Origin of the sequence: Streptomyces poonensis (assembly GCF_014650915.1) — a bacterium.
Classification (GTDB): domain Bacteria; phylum Actinomycetota; class Actinomycetes; order Streptomycetales; family Streptomycetaceae; genus Streptomyces; species Streptomyces poonensis.
Genome location: NZ_BMVW01000006.1, coordinates 263,627 through 279,195, shown reverse-complemented (window position 1 = coordinate 279,195; position 15,569 = coordinate 263,627). Strand labels below are relative to the sequence as shown.

Annotated in this window: 13 protein-coding genes and 1 pseudogene; 1 reads left to right on the top strand and 13 read right to left on the bottom strand. The window is 71.9% G+C overall.

Annotated features, from left to right (window positions below):
• Positions 1-189 precede the first annotated feature (189 nt).
• The 6 genes from IE242_RS18160 to bldG form a co-directional block, all read right to left on the bottom strand.
• Positions 190-387 carry a hypothetical protein gene (locus IE242_RS18160; RefSeq protein ID WP_189860402.1) on the bottom strand — a complete coding sequence of 66 codons (198 nt, stop codon included), beginning with the start codon at positions 385-387 and terminating at the stop codon, positions 190-192.
• A gap of 411 nt (positions 388-798) precedes the next feature.
• Positions 799-2,376, bottom strand: coding sequence for a DUF7059 domain-containing protein (locus IE242_RS18155; RefSeq protein ID WP_444545830.1), 1,578 nt, complete (start codon positions 2,374-2,376; stop codon positions 799-801).
• Positions 2,377-2,610: 234 nt separating this feature from the next.
• Entirely contained in the window at positions 2,611-3,201 is a 591-nt protein-coding gene (locus tag IE242_RS18150; RefSeq protein ID WP_189860398.1) for a small secreted protein, read from the bottom strand.
• Between the two features lie 241 nt (positions 3,202-3,442).
• Positions 3,443-5,857 carry a sodium-translocating pyrophosphatase gene (locus IE242_RS18145; protein WP_189860396.1) on the bottom strand — a complete coding sequence of 805 codons (2,415 nt, stop codon included), beginning with the start codon at positions 5,855-5,857 and terminating at the stop codon, positions 3,443-3,445.
• 480 nt (positions 5,858-6,337) lie between these two features.
• Positions 6,338-6,781, bottom strand: coding sequence for an ATP-binding protein (locus IE242_RS18140; protein WP_189860395.1), 444 nt, complete (start codon positions 6,779-6,781; stop codon positions 6,338-6,340).
• A 107-nt stretch (positions 6,782-6,888) separates the two neighbouring features.
• Positions 6,889-7,230: an anti-sigma factor antagonist BldG gene (bldG, locus tag IE242_RS18135; protein WP_009189842.1), complete on the bottom strand. Its 342-nt coding sequence runs from the start codon at positions 7,228-7,230 to the stop codon at positions 6,889-6,891.
• An 80-nt stretch (positions 7,231-7,310) separates the two neighbouring features.
• On the opposite strand from bldG, the gene sftH reads away from it, so the two are divergent.
• Entirely contained in the window at positions 7,311-9,770 is a 2,460-nt protein-coding gene (sftH, locus tag IE242_RS18130) for a DEAD/DEAH box helicase (protein WP_189860393.1), read from the top strand.
• Positions 9,771-9,994: 224 nt separating this feature from the next.
• Here sftH and IE242_RS39205 read toward each other — a convergent pair.
• From IE242_RS39205 to ssd, 7 genes and pseudogenes are all read right to left on the bottom strand, one after another.
• Positions 9,995-10,210 (bottom strand): annotated as a pseudogene (locus IE242_RS39205) (Rv3654c family TadE-like protein); the annotation flags it as partial.
• 104 nt (positions 10,211-10,314) lie between these two features.
• Positions 10,315-10,677: a TadE family type IV pilus minor pilin gene (locus IE242_RS18120; RefSeq protein WP_189860392.1), complete on the bottom strand. Its 363-nt coding sequence runs from the start codon at positions 10,675-10,677 to the stop codon at positions 10,315-10,317.
• 127 nt (positions 10,678-10,804) lie between these two features.
• Positions 10,805-11,053, bottom strand: a complete 249-nt coding sequence (locus IE242_RS18115) for a DUF4244 domain-containing protein (RefSeq protein WP_189860390.1) — start codon at positions 11,051-11,053, stop codon at positions 10,805-10,807.
• 83 nt (positions 11,054-11,136) lie between these two features.
• Positions 11,137-11,982: a type II secretion system F family protein gene (locus IE242_RS18110; protein ID WP_189860388.1), complete on the bottom strand. Its 846-nt coding sequence runs from the start codon at positions 11,980-11,982 to the stop codon at positions 11,137-11,139.
• The gene (locus IE242_RS18105) at positions 11,979-12,830 is read right to left on the bottom strand and encodes a type II secretion system F family protein (protein WP_229859106.1); all 852 of its coding nucleotides are present in this window, start codon (positions 12,828-12,830) and stop codon (positions 11,979-11,981) included. The genes IE242_RS18110 and IE242_RS18105 overlap by 4 nt, the downstream gene beginning before the upstream one ends.
• A complete protein-coding gene (locus tag IE242_RS18100; RefSeq protein WP_373299532.1) occupies positions 12,814-14,184 on the bottom strand; it encodes a TadA family conjugal transfer-associated ATPase in 1,371 nt (456 codons plus the stop codon). The genes IE242_RS18105 and IE242_RS18100 overlap by 17 nt, the downstream gene beginning before the upstream one ends.
• Positions 14,185-14,288: 104 nt before the next feature.
• Positions 14,289-15,383, bottom strand: a complete 1,095-nt coding sequence (gene ssd / locus IE242_RS18095) for a septum site-determining protein Ssd (RefSeq protein ID WP_189860655.1) — start codon at positions 15,381-15,383, stop codon at positions 14,289-14,291.
• Positions 15,384-15,569 lie beyond the last annotated feature (186 nt).

The window sequence follows — 15,569 nt, the reverse complement described above, 5'->3', positions numbered from 1 at the left end:
GGTCATGCTGACGCTGCGGAGTGTGACGGTACATCCCGCCCCCGTGTCAAACGGGAAAAGCCCGCAACGGCCACTCGAACGGTAACCCGACTACCGGTATTCCTGCCGCCCGGCGTGGTCAGCGCCCTTTCCGGCCCCATCCGGAAGGTGCTCTCTCAGTTACCCGGCCGTCCTTCCCGGCCCGGTTCCTCAGACGCGGGCGAGGCACCACACGCCGACGGCGAGAGCGACCAGCGCCACGACTCCCGCGAGCGTCGCCGAGGCGACGGGGCGCACCCCTTCGGCCACCGGCAGCCCCTGCCTCAGCCGGGTGCCGGTCCAGACCGCGAGCCCGGCTCCGAACAGGGCGAACACCACTCCCGTGAAGATCGCCGGCCCGCTCTCCATGTCCCGTTCCTCCCGTCGCGGGGTCCCAGTGACGAGAGACTGGCACGCACGGGCAGCGAGCATGCGAATCCGCGGTGAACGTCAGGCGACCGGCCCTTCGGTCCTCGTCCGGCGGGGGCGCCATTCCGATGATCTGAGCACTCTCGCTACGGCCCCCGTGCACACCACTGCCGCGAACCCGTCGTTCCGGCCGGTCCCGCGGTGTCCGTCCGCCGGCCCGTCCGTCGGTCCGGTCCGGACGCCGCACACTCCTCACCGGAGGCCGAAGTCGGCGCGAACCTGTTGCCCCAGAGGGCCCACAACGTGAGCCGATGCCCTTCCGGCACTCCCAGACGTAGTCCCCCGAAGTCCCTCCGAGTTCCTCCGAGTCCCTCGGAGGAACTCGGAGTGCCTCAGAGCCCTTCGGACAGGTCACCCGGCAGGTTCGAGGAATCCCTGCTCCACCAGCAGCCGGATCTGCGCCGGGGTCCGGTCGCGCAGCGCCAGCGGGTCCTCGCCCACCAGCTGGGCGATGGCATCCAGGATGCGGCCCGCGCCGAGCGTGCCGTCGCACACGCCCGCGAAGCCCGCCCCGACCGTGTCGACCTTGGTGGCGCGGCGCATCCCGCGGTTCTGCCGCAGCACCACGTGCTCCGGGTCCTCCGCGCCCGGCAGCCCGACCTGCTCCTGGACGACCTCCTCGACGAGCCGGAAGTGCGCGGCGAGCAATGCCGCGTCATCGTGCTCGCGCAGGTAGTCCACGCGCTCGAAGTGTGCGCGCACCGCGTCCCCGAGCGGCTGCTCCACGGGGTGCGGCCACTCCTCGACCGTGATGACGGGCTCGGTGTCGGCGGCCGCGGCCTTCCGCAGCGTGATCCACCCGAAGCCGACGGCCTTGACCTTGCGCGACTCGAACTCGTCGAGCCACGCGTCGTACCGCGCCTGGTACTCGGCCGTGTCGCCGCGGTGGTCGCCCGCGTCCCGCAGCCACAGCTCCGCATACTGCGTGACGTCCTGCACCTCGCGCTGCACGATCCACGCGTCGCAGCCGCGCGGCACCCACGCGCGCAGCCGGTCCTGCCAGTCCTCGCCCTCCACGTGCTGCCAGTTGGCGAGGAACTGCGCGTAGCCGCCCTCGTTCAGCCGCTCCCCCGACTGCCGGACGAGCGTGCGGCACAGGTCGTCCCCGCCCATGCCGCCGTCACGGTAGGTGAGCCGGGCAAACAGAGGGGCATCGCGGAGCGATTCGGCCGAGGGTGGGGGTGGGAGACGGGTGGGCGAGATCACGAAGGGCGGGTTCGACACGATGAGGTCGTACGTCTCGTCGTCCCGGACCGGCTCGAAGAGCGAGCCCTGGCGCAGGTCGGCCGCCGGGGCGCCGGAGAGTGCGAGCGTGAGCGCCGTGATGTGCAACGCGCGCGGGTTGACGTCGGTCGCGGTGACGCGCGTGGCGTGCCGAGCGGCGTGCAGTGCCTGGATGCCGGAGCCGGTGCCGAGGTCGAGCGCGGACGTGACGGGAGTACGTACGGTGATCCCGGCAAGCGTGGTGGACGCCCCGCCCACGCCCAGGACGACGCCCTCCGCGCGGCTGCCGATGCCGCCGGCCCCGCCGACCGCGCACCCCAGGTCGGACACGATGAACCAGTCCTCGCCGTCCGGCCCCCCGTACGGCCTGACATCCACGGCCGCCGCGAGCTCGTCACCGCCGGCCCGGACCAGCCAGCCGCTGTCCACGCAGTCGTCGACCGGCAGGACGTCCGCCACGCGCGCGTACGGCACGGGCTGCTGCAGCAGGAAGAGCCGTACGAGGGCCTCCAGCGGCGAGTCGCCGCGCGTCGCCCGCAGCGCGGGCACGATCTCGCTCCGTGCCAGCGCCGCGTACGCGGGCGCGCCGAGCAGGTCGAGCAGCCCGTCGGCGGTGAAGGAGGCCCCGATCAGGGCGTCACGGAGCCGCGCGGCGACTTCGGGGCGGTCGGTGGACGGCAGGGATGACAGGCTGGAGTTGCTCACGCCCCCCATTGTGTCGGCTCCCACCGACATGACACGTCAGCTGTGGACGACGTCTCCGGTCACGTCGGCACGCGCGCGTACGGGACGCCGCCTCAGAAGTACGCCGGCACGCGCGCGTAGTCACGAAGCCGCCTCAGAAACACATCGTCGTACGCGCGTCGCAGGCCGCCGCGTCCGAGTACTTCGGCACGCGCACCTACGCGGCGGCGCTGCGGCCGGGCGGAGCAGCAGCCGTCAGCTCTTCGCGGCCGAGGCGGAGGCGGAAGCGGACTTGCAGCTCTCCTGCCGGGCCATCGCCCGGCCCACGTCGCCCTCCTCCAGCTTCTTCAGCGCGTCGTTCCCGCTCGCGCTGAGCTTGTTGAGCTCGCCGGCGACATCCTTCAGGCCGTCGGCGAACTTCGCCTGGTCCTTGGTGTCGAGTTCGTCGACCTGCTTCTTCAGCTCCGTGTACGCCGTCGAGATCTCGTTGAGTTCCTTGACCGCGTTCTTCTGCTTGCTCTCGCCGTCCTCGACGTCCGGTACCCCGGCCTTCTGCACGGCCGCTCCGATCGCCTTGTAGGCCGCGGACATGTCCTGGAAGGCTTGGGAGTCGGTCTTCTGGACGTCCTCCGGTGCGCTGTTGTCCGAGGTCTGCTTCTGGATCGCGGCGTTGGCGGCCTCGATCTTCTTGGCCTGCGGCTGCACCGCGTCGCAGACCTGCTTGGCCCAGGAGTCCAGCTTGTCGCTGCTGTCGTCGCCACCGCATCCCGTCAGCGCCAGTACCAGTACCGCACCGCCGGACAGCGCGGCCGCGAGCTTCTTGTTCACCGGATTGGTCCCTTCCATGGCTCTCGGCCCCGGAACATACACGCCGGACGGGTGGCACCCACATGTCGAACGACCGCTCTATCACCTTTTGAGCCATTTGCATCAGCCGAGAGAAGGCTCACGCACAAAGCACACGTAGAGAACTCACGCACACGGCTCGCGCACAAGGCGTGCACACAGCAGGGCGGGCGTACGGCACATCAAAACGTGCCGTACGCCCGCCCCTTGACCGGCTGAAGGCGAGTCGTGGCGGTACCGCCTACGAAACCACCGCCGGATCGACCGACTTGGCAACCGGCTCGGCGTTGCCTTCGTCACCCATGGTGATCCCGCGCCGCTTGGACACGTACACCGCGCCCACGATCACGGCGATCGCTACCACCGCGACGAGTACGCGCAGCCCGAGGCTCTTGTCCGCGCCGTAACTGAACTTGACGACTGCGGGCGCGATGAGCAGCGCCACCAGGTTCATCACCTTCAGCAGCGGGTTGATCGCGGGCCCCGCGGTGTCCTTGAACGGGTCGCCCACCGTGTCACCGATCACGGTCGCCGCATGGGCCTCGCTGCCCTTGCCGCCGTGATGACCGTCCTCGACGAGCTTCTTGGCGTTGTCCCACGCGCCACCGGAGTTGGCGAGGAAGACCGCCATCAACGTGCCTGTGCCGATGGCTCCCGCGAGATAGGCGCCGAGCGCGCCGACGCCGAGTGTGAACCCGATGGCGATGGGCGCCATGACGGCCAGCAGACCGGGCGTGGCGAGCTCCCTGAGGGCGTCCTTGGTGCAGATGTCGACGACCTTGCCGTACTCGGGCTTCTCGCTGTAGTCCATGATCCCGGGCTTCTCGCGGAACTGCCGCCGCACCTCGTAGACGACCGCTCCCGCCGACCGCGAGACCGCGTTGATCGCCAGTCCCGAGAAAAGGAAGACGACTGCTGCGCCCGCGATGAGACCGACCAGGTTGTTGGGCTGCGAGATGTCCATCACCAGGCTCATCGGTCCGCCCTCGCCGACCTTCTCGCCCACGTCGCGCGCCGCCGTGACGATCGCGTCGCGGTACGACCCGAAGAGCGCCGCCGCGGCGAGCACGGCCGTGGCGATGGCGATGCCCTTGGTGATGGCCTTGGTGGTGTTGCCCACCGCGTCCAGCTCGGTGAGCACCTGAGCGCCGGCGCCCTGGACGTCGCCGGACATCTCGGCGATGCCCTGCGCGTTGTCGGAGACCGGTCCGAAGGTGTCCATGGCGACGATGACGCCGACCGTGGTGAGCAGCCCGGTACCGGCCAGCGCCACCGCGAAGAGGGCCAGCATGATCGACGTACCGCCGAGCAGGAACGCCCCGTAGACGCCGAGGCCGATCAGCAGGGCGGTGTACACGGCCGACTCCAGGCCGATGGAGATGCCCGCGAGAACGACAGTGGCCGGGCCGGTGAGCGAGGTCTTGCCGATGTCCCGCACCGGGCGTCGGTTGGTCTCGGTGAAGTAGCCGGTCAGCTGCTGGATCAGCGCGGCCAGCACGATGCCGATGGCCACCGCGACGAGCGCGAGGATCCGCGGATCGCCGTCCTTGCCGGTGATCGCCGTGTCCGTGACGCCCTCCAGGCCCGCGTACGAGGACGGCAGATAGACGTAGACCGCCAGAGCCACGAGGGCCAGCGAGATCACCGCGGAGATGAAGAAGCCGCGGTTGATGGCGGTCATCCCGCTGCGGTCGGTGCGGCGCGGGGCCACCGCGAAGATGCCGATCATCGCGGTGAGCACCCCGATCGCGGGTACGAGCAGCGGGAACGCGAGTCCGGCGTGACCGAAGGCGGCCGAGCCGAGGATCAGCGCCGCGACCAGGGTCACGGCGTACGACTCGAAGAGGTCGGCCGCCATGCCCGCGCAGTCGCCGACGTTGTCGCCCACGTTGTCGGCGATGGTCGCGGCATTGCGCGGATCGTCCTCCGGAATGCCCTGCTCGACCTTGCCGACCAGGTCGGCGCCGACGTCGGCCGCCTTGGTGAAGATGCCGCCGCCGACCCGCATGAACATCGCGATCAGCGCGGCACCGAGGCCGAAGCCCTCCAGGACCTTCGGCGCGTCGGCCGCGTACACCAGCACCACACAGGAGGCGCCCAGCAGGCCGAGCCCCACCGTGAACATGCCGACGACGCCGCCCGTGCGAAAAGCGATCTTCATGGCTTTGTGCGCGACAGCGGTGAGGTCTTTCTGCGGCTGACCCTCCGCCGGGGTCGCCTCGCGCGCGGCGGCTGCGACCCGCACATTGCTCCGTACGGCGAGCCACATACCGATATAACCGGTGGCCGCCGAGAACGCCGCACCGATCAGGAAGAACACCGACCGTCCGGCGCGCTGATTCCAGTCGTCCGCGGGCAGCAGCATGAGCAGGAAGAACACGACGACGGCGAATACGCCGAGCGTGCGCAGCTGCCGGGCCAGATAGGCGTTCGCGCCTTCCTGGACCGCCGCCGCGATCTTTTTCATGCTGTCGGTGCCCTCGCCCGCCGCGAGAACCTGGCGGACCAGGATCCCGGCGACCACGAGCGCGGCCAGCGCGACAAGTCCGATGACCATCACGATGAGCCGGTTGTCGTCGGTCAGTACTGCGGCTGCGAAGGTCGTGGGGTGATCAAACTGGTGATCAAACTGCTGAGGGGGAGAAAGCCCCGCCATTCGTCCTCCTTGACGCTTGGGCTGAGCTCAAGATGTGGACGGATTGTAGGGAGCGGAACCTGATCAAAACAGTGCGCGGTAAATGGAATTAGCCTTCATGAGCCTCTCAGCAAATGATCGCCCGGGAAGCACAGAACCCGAAAGCGGTAATGCCTCAAAAGCGTTGACGTTTGATCGAATAATCATGGTATGGATTGTGAATGTCTTCACGAATTCCGGCCGGGTCTCCGAAAAAGAAGCGAGGGCCCTGCTCAGCAGGACCCTCGGGGGGAGATCCAGGGATCTCGGACCGTGGTGTACACCCTTGGAACAGGACGAGCGGCCTTCAGGGAGGAGGCACAGGCCAGGTGTACGCCACACCGATCGATGTCACCGGCAACCGGTCACGATCTCCCGTCGCGACGGCACGGCCGCCGTCGACGCGGCGTCAACAGAATGCGGGCCGCCGTCAACACGGCGCGGACAGAAGCCCGCTCATCGTCAACGGGACGTGAACGCGAGCGTGCCCGGCGGCGTGGTGGGCCAGCTCATACGGATCAGGCCACCGTGCTCGCCGGCGGAGACCTCCAAGTCGTCGACGAGGCCGCTGATGACCGCGAGGCCCATCTCGTCCTCCTCGGCCTCCACATCGGCGTCGTCGTGGGCGCCGTGCGTCCTGTCGCCGGGAACCGCCCGCGGCGCCTCGTCGCCGACCTCGATGGAGAACTGCTTCTCCTCCTCGATCAGCAGCACTCGCACCGGCGCCGTGATGCCGCCGCTCTGATGCAGTCCGACGGCCCGGGTGCACGCCTCGCCGACGGCGAGCCTCACCTCGTCGAGGACGGCCTCGTCCACCCCGGCCTTGCGCGCGACGGAAGCGGCCACCAGACGGGCGGTCCTGACATGTCCTGGGACCGCGCTGAAACGGAGTTCAACGGTGGCCATGCATCCCCCTCGGAACTACGGGCGTGCTGTCGGGGGGACGGGCCCCGTCGGGCCCGGTCCCCCCTCTTGTCGTCTGTACCGCCATGGGCACGCAGCCCTGGAGACGGTCAGTCGGTGGCCGCCACCGCCTCGTCGACCGAGGTGTGGATCGGGAACACCTTGGTGAGACCGGTGATACGGAAGATCTTCAGGATGCGCTCCTGGTTGCACACCAGGCGCAGCGAGCCCTCATGGGCCCGCACCCGCTTCAGGCCGCCCACCAGCACGCCGAGCCCGGTGGAGTCGAGGAAGTCCACACCCTCCATGTCGACGACGAGGTGAAAATTCCCGTCGTTCACCAGCTCGACCAGCTGCTCGCGCAGCTTGGGCGCGGTATATACATCGATTTCGCCACCGACCTCGACGACCGTGCGATCGCCGACGGTACGGGTCGACAGGGACAGGTCCACGGATCCTCCAGCACCTTGCTATCGAGCGGTCGTCCCTCGGGACACCTCGGCTTCAGCCCCAGAACGGTTCGCCAGCCGCGATGGCATTCAATCACTTACCGGCAGGCGTGCACGACGCCTTGGGGCCATTGTCCGTCACGCCAGTGACACACTCGGTGCCGATGGCCAAGAATCACCGATCCGATCGATCCCCGACGGACACAGCCTCCCGCCCCGCGCCCGGTACGGTCCTGGACCGGCTCGCCCACGGTCCGGACCGGGCGTCGCGCATCACTCATACGGAGCACTTGCCCCCGCGGGAGGCTCGCCATGCCCTCTGGCCTGACCGGATCCGCACGGAGGTCCTCGCAGCCGTCCGGCAGGCAGGCGTCGAGCACCCCTGGGCCCACCAGGCGCGCGCAGCCGAACACGCGCTGGACGGCGAGTCGGTGGTCGTCGCCACCGGTACGGCCTCCGGAAAGTCCCTGGCCTACCTCGTACCGGCGCTGTCGCGCATCCTGGACGGCTCCGAGGCCCCCAACGGCCGCGGCGCCACCGCCCTGTACCTGGCGCCGACCAAGGCGCTCGCCGCGGACCAGTGCCGCTCGGTGAAGAAACTTTCACAACCTCTGGGCACCGCGGTGCGCGCGGCGGTGTACGACGGCGACACTCCCGTCGAGGAACGCGAGTGGATCCGCCAGTACGCCAACTACGTCCTCACCAACCCCGACATGCTCCACCTCGGGATCCTGCCCTCCCACCCGCGCTGGTCCTCCTTCCTGCGCGCCCTGCGCTACGTGATCATCGACGAGTGCCACACCTACCGCGGCGTGTTCGGCTCGCACGTCGCCCAGGTGCTGCGCCGGCTGCGCCGCCTGTGCGCGCGTTACGGTTCCTCACCCGTCTTCCTGCTCGCCTCGGCGACCGCCGCCGAACCCGCGGTCGCCGCGTCCCGGCTCACCGGTCTGCCCGTGGTGGAGGTCGCGGACGACGCCTCCCCCCGGGGTGAACTCGTGTTCGCCCTCTGGGAGCCTCCGCTCACCGAGCTGCACGGCGAGAAGGGCGCCCCCGTCCGCCGCACCGCCACCACCGAGACCGCCGACCTCCTCACCGACCTAGCGGTCCAGGGGGTCCGCTCGGTCGCCTTCGTACGGTCCCGGCGCGGCGCCGAGCTGATCGCGCTGATCGCCCAGGAGCGCCTCGCCGAGGTGGACCGCTCGCTCGCCCGGCGTGTCGCCGCCTACCGCGGCGGCTACCTCCCCGAGGAACGCCGCGCCCTGGAGCACGCCCTGCACTCCGGCGAACTCCTCGGCCTCGCCGCCACCACCGCCCTGGAACTCGGCGTCGATGTCTCCGGCCTGGACGCCGTGCTGATCGCCGGTTATCCGGGCACCCGGGCGTCGCTGTGGCAGCAGGCGGGCCGGGCCGGCCGCTCGGGGCAGGGCGCCCTGGCCGTCCTGGTGGCTCGGGACGACCCGCTGGACACCTTCCTCGTCCACCATCCGGAGGCCCTGTTCGACCAGCCGGTCGAGTCGACGGTCCTCGACCCCGACAACCCGTACGTCCTCGCCCCGCACCTGTGCGCGGCCGCCGCCGAGCTCCCCCTGACGGAGGACGATCTGCCCCTGTTCGGCCCGTCCACCGAGGAGTTGCTGCCGCAGCTGGAGGCCGCGAAGCTGCTCCGGCGCCGTACTAAGGCGTGGCACTGGACGCGCCGGGAACGGGCCGCCGACCTGGCCGACATCCGCGGCGAGGGCGGCCGTCCCGTCCAGGTCGTGGAGGCGGGCACGGGCCGGCTGCTGGGCACGGTCGACGCGAATTCCGCCCACACGACCGTCCACGAGGGCGCGGTCCACCTGCACCAGGGCCGTACGTATGTGGTGCGCGAACTGAACCTGGAGGACTCCGTCGCCCTGGTCGAGGAGGCCAACCCGCCGTACTCGACGGTCGCCCGCGACACGACCGCCATCTCCGTCCTGGAGACGGACGTCGAGGTCCCCTGGGGCGAGGGCCGCCTGTGCTACGGCTCCGTCGAGGTCACCAACCAGGTCGTCTCCTTCCTGCGTCGAAAGCTGATCACCGGCGAAGTGCTCGGCGAGACGAAACTCGACCTCCCTCCTCGTACGCTCCGCACCCGTGCCGTGTGGTGGACGGTCACCGAGGACCAGCTGGACGCTGCCCGGATCCCGCCGGAGATCCTCGGCGGTGCCCTGCACGCCGCCGAGCACGCGTCGATCGGCATGCTGCCCCTCTTCGCCACCTGCGACCGCTGGGACATCGGTGGGGTCTCGATCCCGCTCCACCCCGACACGCTGCTGCCGACGGTGTTCGTCTACGACGGCCATCCGGGCGGCGCGGGCTTCGCCGAGCGCGCCTTCCACACCGCCCATGCGTGGCTCACCGCCACCCGCCAGGCCATCGCCTCCTGCGAGTGCGAGGCCGGCTGTCCGTCCTGTATCCAGTCCCCCAAGTGCGGCAACGGCAACGAACCCCTGCACAAGCGGGGCGCCGTACGGCTGCTCACGGAACTGCTGCGGGGGGCGCGAGCCACCGAGGGCTGAGGTCCTCCGCGGACCACCGAACGAAGTGCGGAAGGCTGAGAGACTCCTCGGCCTGCGGGGCGGAGTGTCGGCCTGTGGGTCGGGGGGGACGTGCTTCCTGCCAGGGGCCCGAGGGCGCCCAGGGACGTCGCGCCCATGGGGTCCGCCGGATCCACGGGTCCGGCCGGGCCCGCTCGTGACCTGGCCTCAGCCGTGAACGGTTCCCTGCCCGACGCCGCCGTCACGTCCGAGGTGTCACCCTCGATCACGCACCGCACGAGCCGAGTGCCCTGGACCCGGGCGACGCGGCCCGCGACGTCGCAGGCCGCGTCGGTGCCCTCCGTCCAGTGATCGGCGGCGGCCAGCGCCGCGAGGTCGGCGGCCCCGGCAGCGCGATGCCGGACCACGACGGCCTGGCCCACGGCCAGTACGGCACCGAAGACGACACACAGGACGGTCACGGCGGCCGCGGCCCAGACGGTGCCGGATCCGCGGTCCGCCCAGGCCCGCGCTCGGCCACCGACCGCTCGACGCCCCACCCGGCCACGGTTCCGGCTCCCCGGCCTCACCCGGTCACCCCCACCGTCTCCTCCGCCAGGGCCACGACCTCATGGCCCAGGTCGATGCTCAGCGCGTCCGGCCCCGGCGGGTCGGCCGTGACCGTCACACGCACGAGGTCACCCTCCCGGCTCACACCGACCCTGGCGCCGTCCGGTGCCGCCCGGCGGGCCGCTGCCACCACCGCGTCTGGCGGGTCCTGGCGCGCCGCGGCCCGGGCGCCGACCCGTGCCGCGTCCACGCACTGGATCTGCGCACAAGCGGCGAGCAGCGCCCACACCAGCGCCATCGTGAACAAGACCAGCACGGGCAGCGCCACGGCAGCCTCGGCCGTCACGAATCCCCGATCGCTTCTCCAGGTCCGGGGCATCGAGGCCGGCACCGGCCCTCTGCCACTGGCCGAACGCGGCCCCCGCACCTCGTACGAACGCGCGCTCCGGCTCTCCCGCGCTCGCGAGCCCCTCGGCGCGCCGGCCGCTGCCTCATGCCCCGTCATCTCATGCCCCGCCATCGAGGGCCTGCTTCACGATGTCCTGCAGCTCCGACTGAACCTGCCCGCTGGTCACCACCTTGTAGAGCACCGCGGCGAAGGCCACCGCCGCGACGATTCCCACCGCGTACTCGGAGGTGACCATTCCCGCATCCCTCCGCACCGTGCGTACCCCGTGCACCCTGCACACCCCGCGCACCAGGGCGCCCATCCGTCCTCGTACCGCCATCACCGCGGCCCGTACCGTCTTCCGCATCTCAAACCCCCGTGAGGTCCCGTTCCGTTCACCACATGTGCTGTCGTCGCCATCGCCGCTCGGTCCCGCCGCTCAGTCCGTCATCACCCGCCTCCTCCCAGCAGCCCGCCCGCGAGCCCGATCACCACCGGCAGCACCCCGACGACGATGAACGCGGGCAGGAAGCACAGCCCCACCGGCACGGTGACCATGACGGCAGCCCGGCGGGCCCGTCCGGTCGCGGCGCGCCCCCGTTCGGCGCGGGCGTCGGCGGCGAGCCGGGCAACCGGGGCGGCGGCCGGTACCCCCGACTCGTCGGCCCGCTCCAGCAGGCGGGCCAGCCGCCCGGCACCGGGCAGCGCACCCAGCGCCCGCCACGCCTCCGTCGGCTCGCCCCCGAGCCGAAGCTGAGCCGCTCCCCGGCACAGCCGCTCACCGACCGGGCCGCCCAGGGCGTCACCGACCGCCTGCGCCGCCGCCACCGGGCTCGCCCCGGCCGTGATGCAGGCGGCCAGCAGGTCCGCGGCGAGGGGAAGTTGTCCCGCGACCTGGACCGGATCCCGCGGCTGGCGGGCCGGCTCGTGTGACTCGCGAGCCGGGTCATGTGACTCACGGGCCAGGTCGTCTGTCTCCCGGACCGGTCGGTTGCCTCGTCGCCGCGCCCACCACCGAACCGCGAACCCGGCCGCCACGCCCACCAGCAGTCCGGCAACGCCCTCGACCAGCACCCACCCGGCGCAGACCACGCCCGCCACCGGCAGCCACCGCCGCAGGGCACCCAGCACCGCAAGGCGTCGGCCCGACGGCACGGCCTCGAGGCTCAGCACCGCGCCCATCCGTCCGCGCAGTCTCCGCTCACGCCTCGCGGCACCGAGCGACCGCACCAGCCAGCACAGCCCCGCGACCGCACACAGGAGTGCTCCCAGCCTGTGGACGCCTTCCGTACTCATGCCGTCTCCGCTGACCGTACGATCCGCAGCGCCCACCACAGGCCGGCGCCCTCGAGCGCTCCGCCGACCAGCAGGCACCCCAGCCCGGCCGTGCTGTGCAGCACCACGTGCAGCGGATCGGCGCCGAGCGCGGTGCCCAGCAGCAGCCCGAGCACCGGCAACCCGGCGAGCATCACCGCCGTGGAGCGGGCGCCCGCCAACTGGGCGGACAGGTCCGCCCGCTGGTCCCGTTCGGCACGCAGGGCGCCCTCCAGGCGGTCGAGGCCCGCCGCGAGACCCGCGCCCCGGTCCACGGCCACCCGCCAGCAGGCGGCGAGCCCCAGCAGGCCGTCTGCGCCCGGCCTGCGTGCCGCGTCCGTGAGCGCACCCGGCACGTCCCCGCCGAACCGCGCCGCCGCCAGGACGACCGGCTGCGCTTCGCCGAGCCCGCCCGAGTCCCGCGACGCCCGCAGCAGCGCCTCACCCGGTTGCCGCCCCGCGCGCACTTCCCCGGCGAGCGCCCCGCAGAGCGCGATGACGGCGTCGCACCGGCGTTCCCGTGCCCGCCCCGCCTCCCGAGACCGCCGTACGCGCCGCAGCAGCGGCACGGCGAGCGCGCCGGCGAGTACCGGCAACACGGATTCGCCGAGCAGGGCGATGACTCCACCGACGGCCACCGCCCACCATTCGGCCCGCAGTTTCCGCATCCGTACGAGCGCCCTCTCCCAAGGCGGCGGCCCGACCGACCCGCCACCGGCGAGCAGCAACTGTGTCCGCCGCGCCCCGTCACCCGGTCCGCCCAGCAGCCAGGCCGCCGCCCCGGCACACGCCACGGCCGCCCCGGCCGACAGCTCACCGACCCCCGTCACAGCCACCGCCCCCTTCCGGTACCGCCCTCGTGAGCGGCACTCCGCTCTCTGCCCGGGCCAAGCCCCCTGTCCGACCCGGACCCCCCGTACGACCCGGGTCCTCTGCATGAACCGGGCCCGCTGTACGGACCGGACCCTCCATACGGGCCAGACCCCCTGTATTGCCCGAACCCCCTGCCCGAACCCGGAGCAGCCCCCGCAGCCGCTCCCAACCCCGCTCGTACGCGAAGGCCTCGGCTTCCCATCGCAGCGCCGGCACCGTCACCACCAGGCCCGACGCATCCCGCTCCAGCACGTGCACCTCGGCGATCCGGCGCCGCCCGTCCCTGTCCCGTACGAGGTGGAGGACCACCGACAGAGCCGCCGCCAGCTGGCTGTGCAGTGCGGCCCGGTCGAGTCCGGCCGCCGTGCCGAGTGCCTCCAGCCGGGCGGGCACCTGTGCCGCGGCGTTGGCATGCAACGTCCCGCAGCCGCCCTCGTGGCCCGTGTTCAACGCGGCCAGCAGGCACACCACCTCGGGTCCGCGCACCTCACCGACGACCAACCGGTCGGGCCGCATCCGCAGTGCCTGCCGCACCAGATCCTGCAGTTCCACGAGCCCGGCCCCCTCTTGGTTGGCGGGTCTGCCCTCCAGACGCACGACATGCGGATGGTCGGGCCGCAGTTCCGCCGCATCCTCGGCCAGCACGATCCGTTCCCCCGGGTCGACCAGGCCGAGCAACGCGCTCAGCAGCGTCGTCTTGCCCGTCCCGGTGCCCCCGGTGATCACGTAGGACAGGCGGGAGGCGATCAGTGCCCGCAGTACGCGGTCCCCGCCCGGCGGCACCGTTCCCGCCGCCGTCAACTCGCCGAGGGTGAAGGCTCTCGGCCGCACCACGCGGAGGGACAGACAGGTCGAGCCCACGGCCACCGGCGGCAGGACCGCGTGCAGACGTGTGCCGTCCGGGAGCCGTGCGTCGACCCACGGCCGGGCGTCGTCGAGCCGTCGGCCGGCCACAGCGGCCAGCCGCTGCGCGAGGCGCCGTACGGCCGCCGCGTCCCGGAAGGTGACCCCGGTCAGCTCCAGGCCGCCGCCCCGGTCCACCCAGACCCGGTCGGGCGCGGACACCAGTACGTCGGTGACGGACGGGTCGGCGAGGAGCGGTTCCAGCGGCCCGCTGCCGATCAGCTCGGAGCGCAGTTGCTCAGCGGCACCGAGCACTTCGGCGTCCCCCAGTACCCGGCCCCGCTCCCTGAGCGCCTGCGCCACACGCGCGGGCGTCGGTTCGGAGCCGCTCTCGGCAAGCCACTGCCGTACGTCGTCCAGAAGGTCGTGACCGGCTCCCGCCATCGGGTCCCCGGTCCGATCGTCCATCCACGCACTATGGATCCGATCGTCCATCCACGCGGTACGGGTGGTCCGAGCACCTGCCCGCACGTCCCGCACCTGGTCGTCGCCCCGCGCGTCCTGATACCCGCTCACGCCGCATCAGCTCCCGCCAGCGCCCGTTCCCAGAACCCTCCGCAGAACCGGGCGAGTGGCCCGCGCGCGACACTTCCCGGAGGAGCGCCGGCATCCAGGAGCCCCGTCTCCGCGGGGACCTCGCCGACCAGTGGAAGCCCTAGCAGCCGGGCCACTTCGAGGTCGTCCAGCCCTGGCGCACACGGACCGCGCACCACCACCCGCAGATCACGCAGGACCATTCCGAACGCCGAGGCCACCCGTCCGGCGGCCGCGATCGCGCGCAGCTCGGCGGGCACCACCAGCAGCCCCACGTCGATCTGGGCGAGCGCCTCGGTGACGCTGTCGTCGAGGCGGCGCGGCAGGTCGACGACCACCGCGCCGCCCCGTCGGCGGCCGGCGGCGAGGACCGCCCGTACGGCCTGGGGCGGAACGGTGACCGTGTCGCCGCGGTCCCAGCTGAGGACCCGCAGCGAGTGCAGCTCGGGGAGTGACTCCTCCAGGGCGCCGCCGCCGACCCGGCCACGTGAGGCGGCGAAGTCGGGCCAGCGCAGCCCCTCGGCCGTCTCCCCGCCCAGGAGGACGTCGAGCCCGCCGCCGAGCGGGTCCGCGTCCACGAGGAGGGTGCGCCGTCCTTGCCGGGCGGAGGAGACGGCGAGCGCGCAGGCCAGGGTGGACGCGCCGGCACCGCCCCGCCCGCCGATCACGCCGACGGTGAGGGCGGGTCTGCCCACGCCCTCGGCCACGTCGGCGATGCGGTCGACCAGCCACTGCTCGCCGTCCGGCAGCACCAGCACATGGTCGGCACCGATCTCCACGGCTCGCCGCCAGACTCCGGAGTCGTCCTGGTCCCGGCCGACCAGCACCACTCCCCGTCTGCGCGTGGCTCCCCGCACGCGCCGCGCGGCATCGTCGCCCACGAGGACGAGCGGTGCCGCCTCCCAGCTGTCCCTGCCCTGCGGCCCGCCGTGATGGACCTCGGGTCTGGCGCCCGCGGCCGCGCACAGGCGCAGCAGGTCGTCCAAGAGCTCCGCGTCCTCGGTGACGATCAATGGCCTGCCCTGCCGCCCCTCGGCGGCGGGCGGCCGACCATCCGTGATGGCTCCCGCCACGATGTCCAGCCCCCTTCGCTGCTTCCTGCGCGGGATCCGCTCGGCGCACTGCGCCCCGTGAATCCCGCTCATGTCGAAGACCTGTGAAGAACCGGCGCCCGGCCTTCATATGCACGGCCGACAGAAACCGGCCAAACGCACCGACAAACCGAACCGGCCATGAACTCGCCGTGAGCGGTGCGCCGG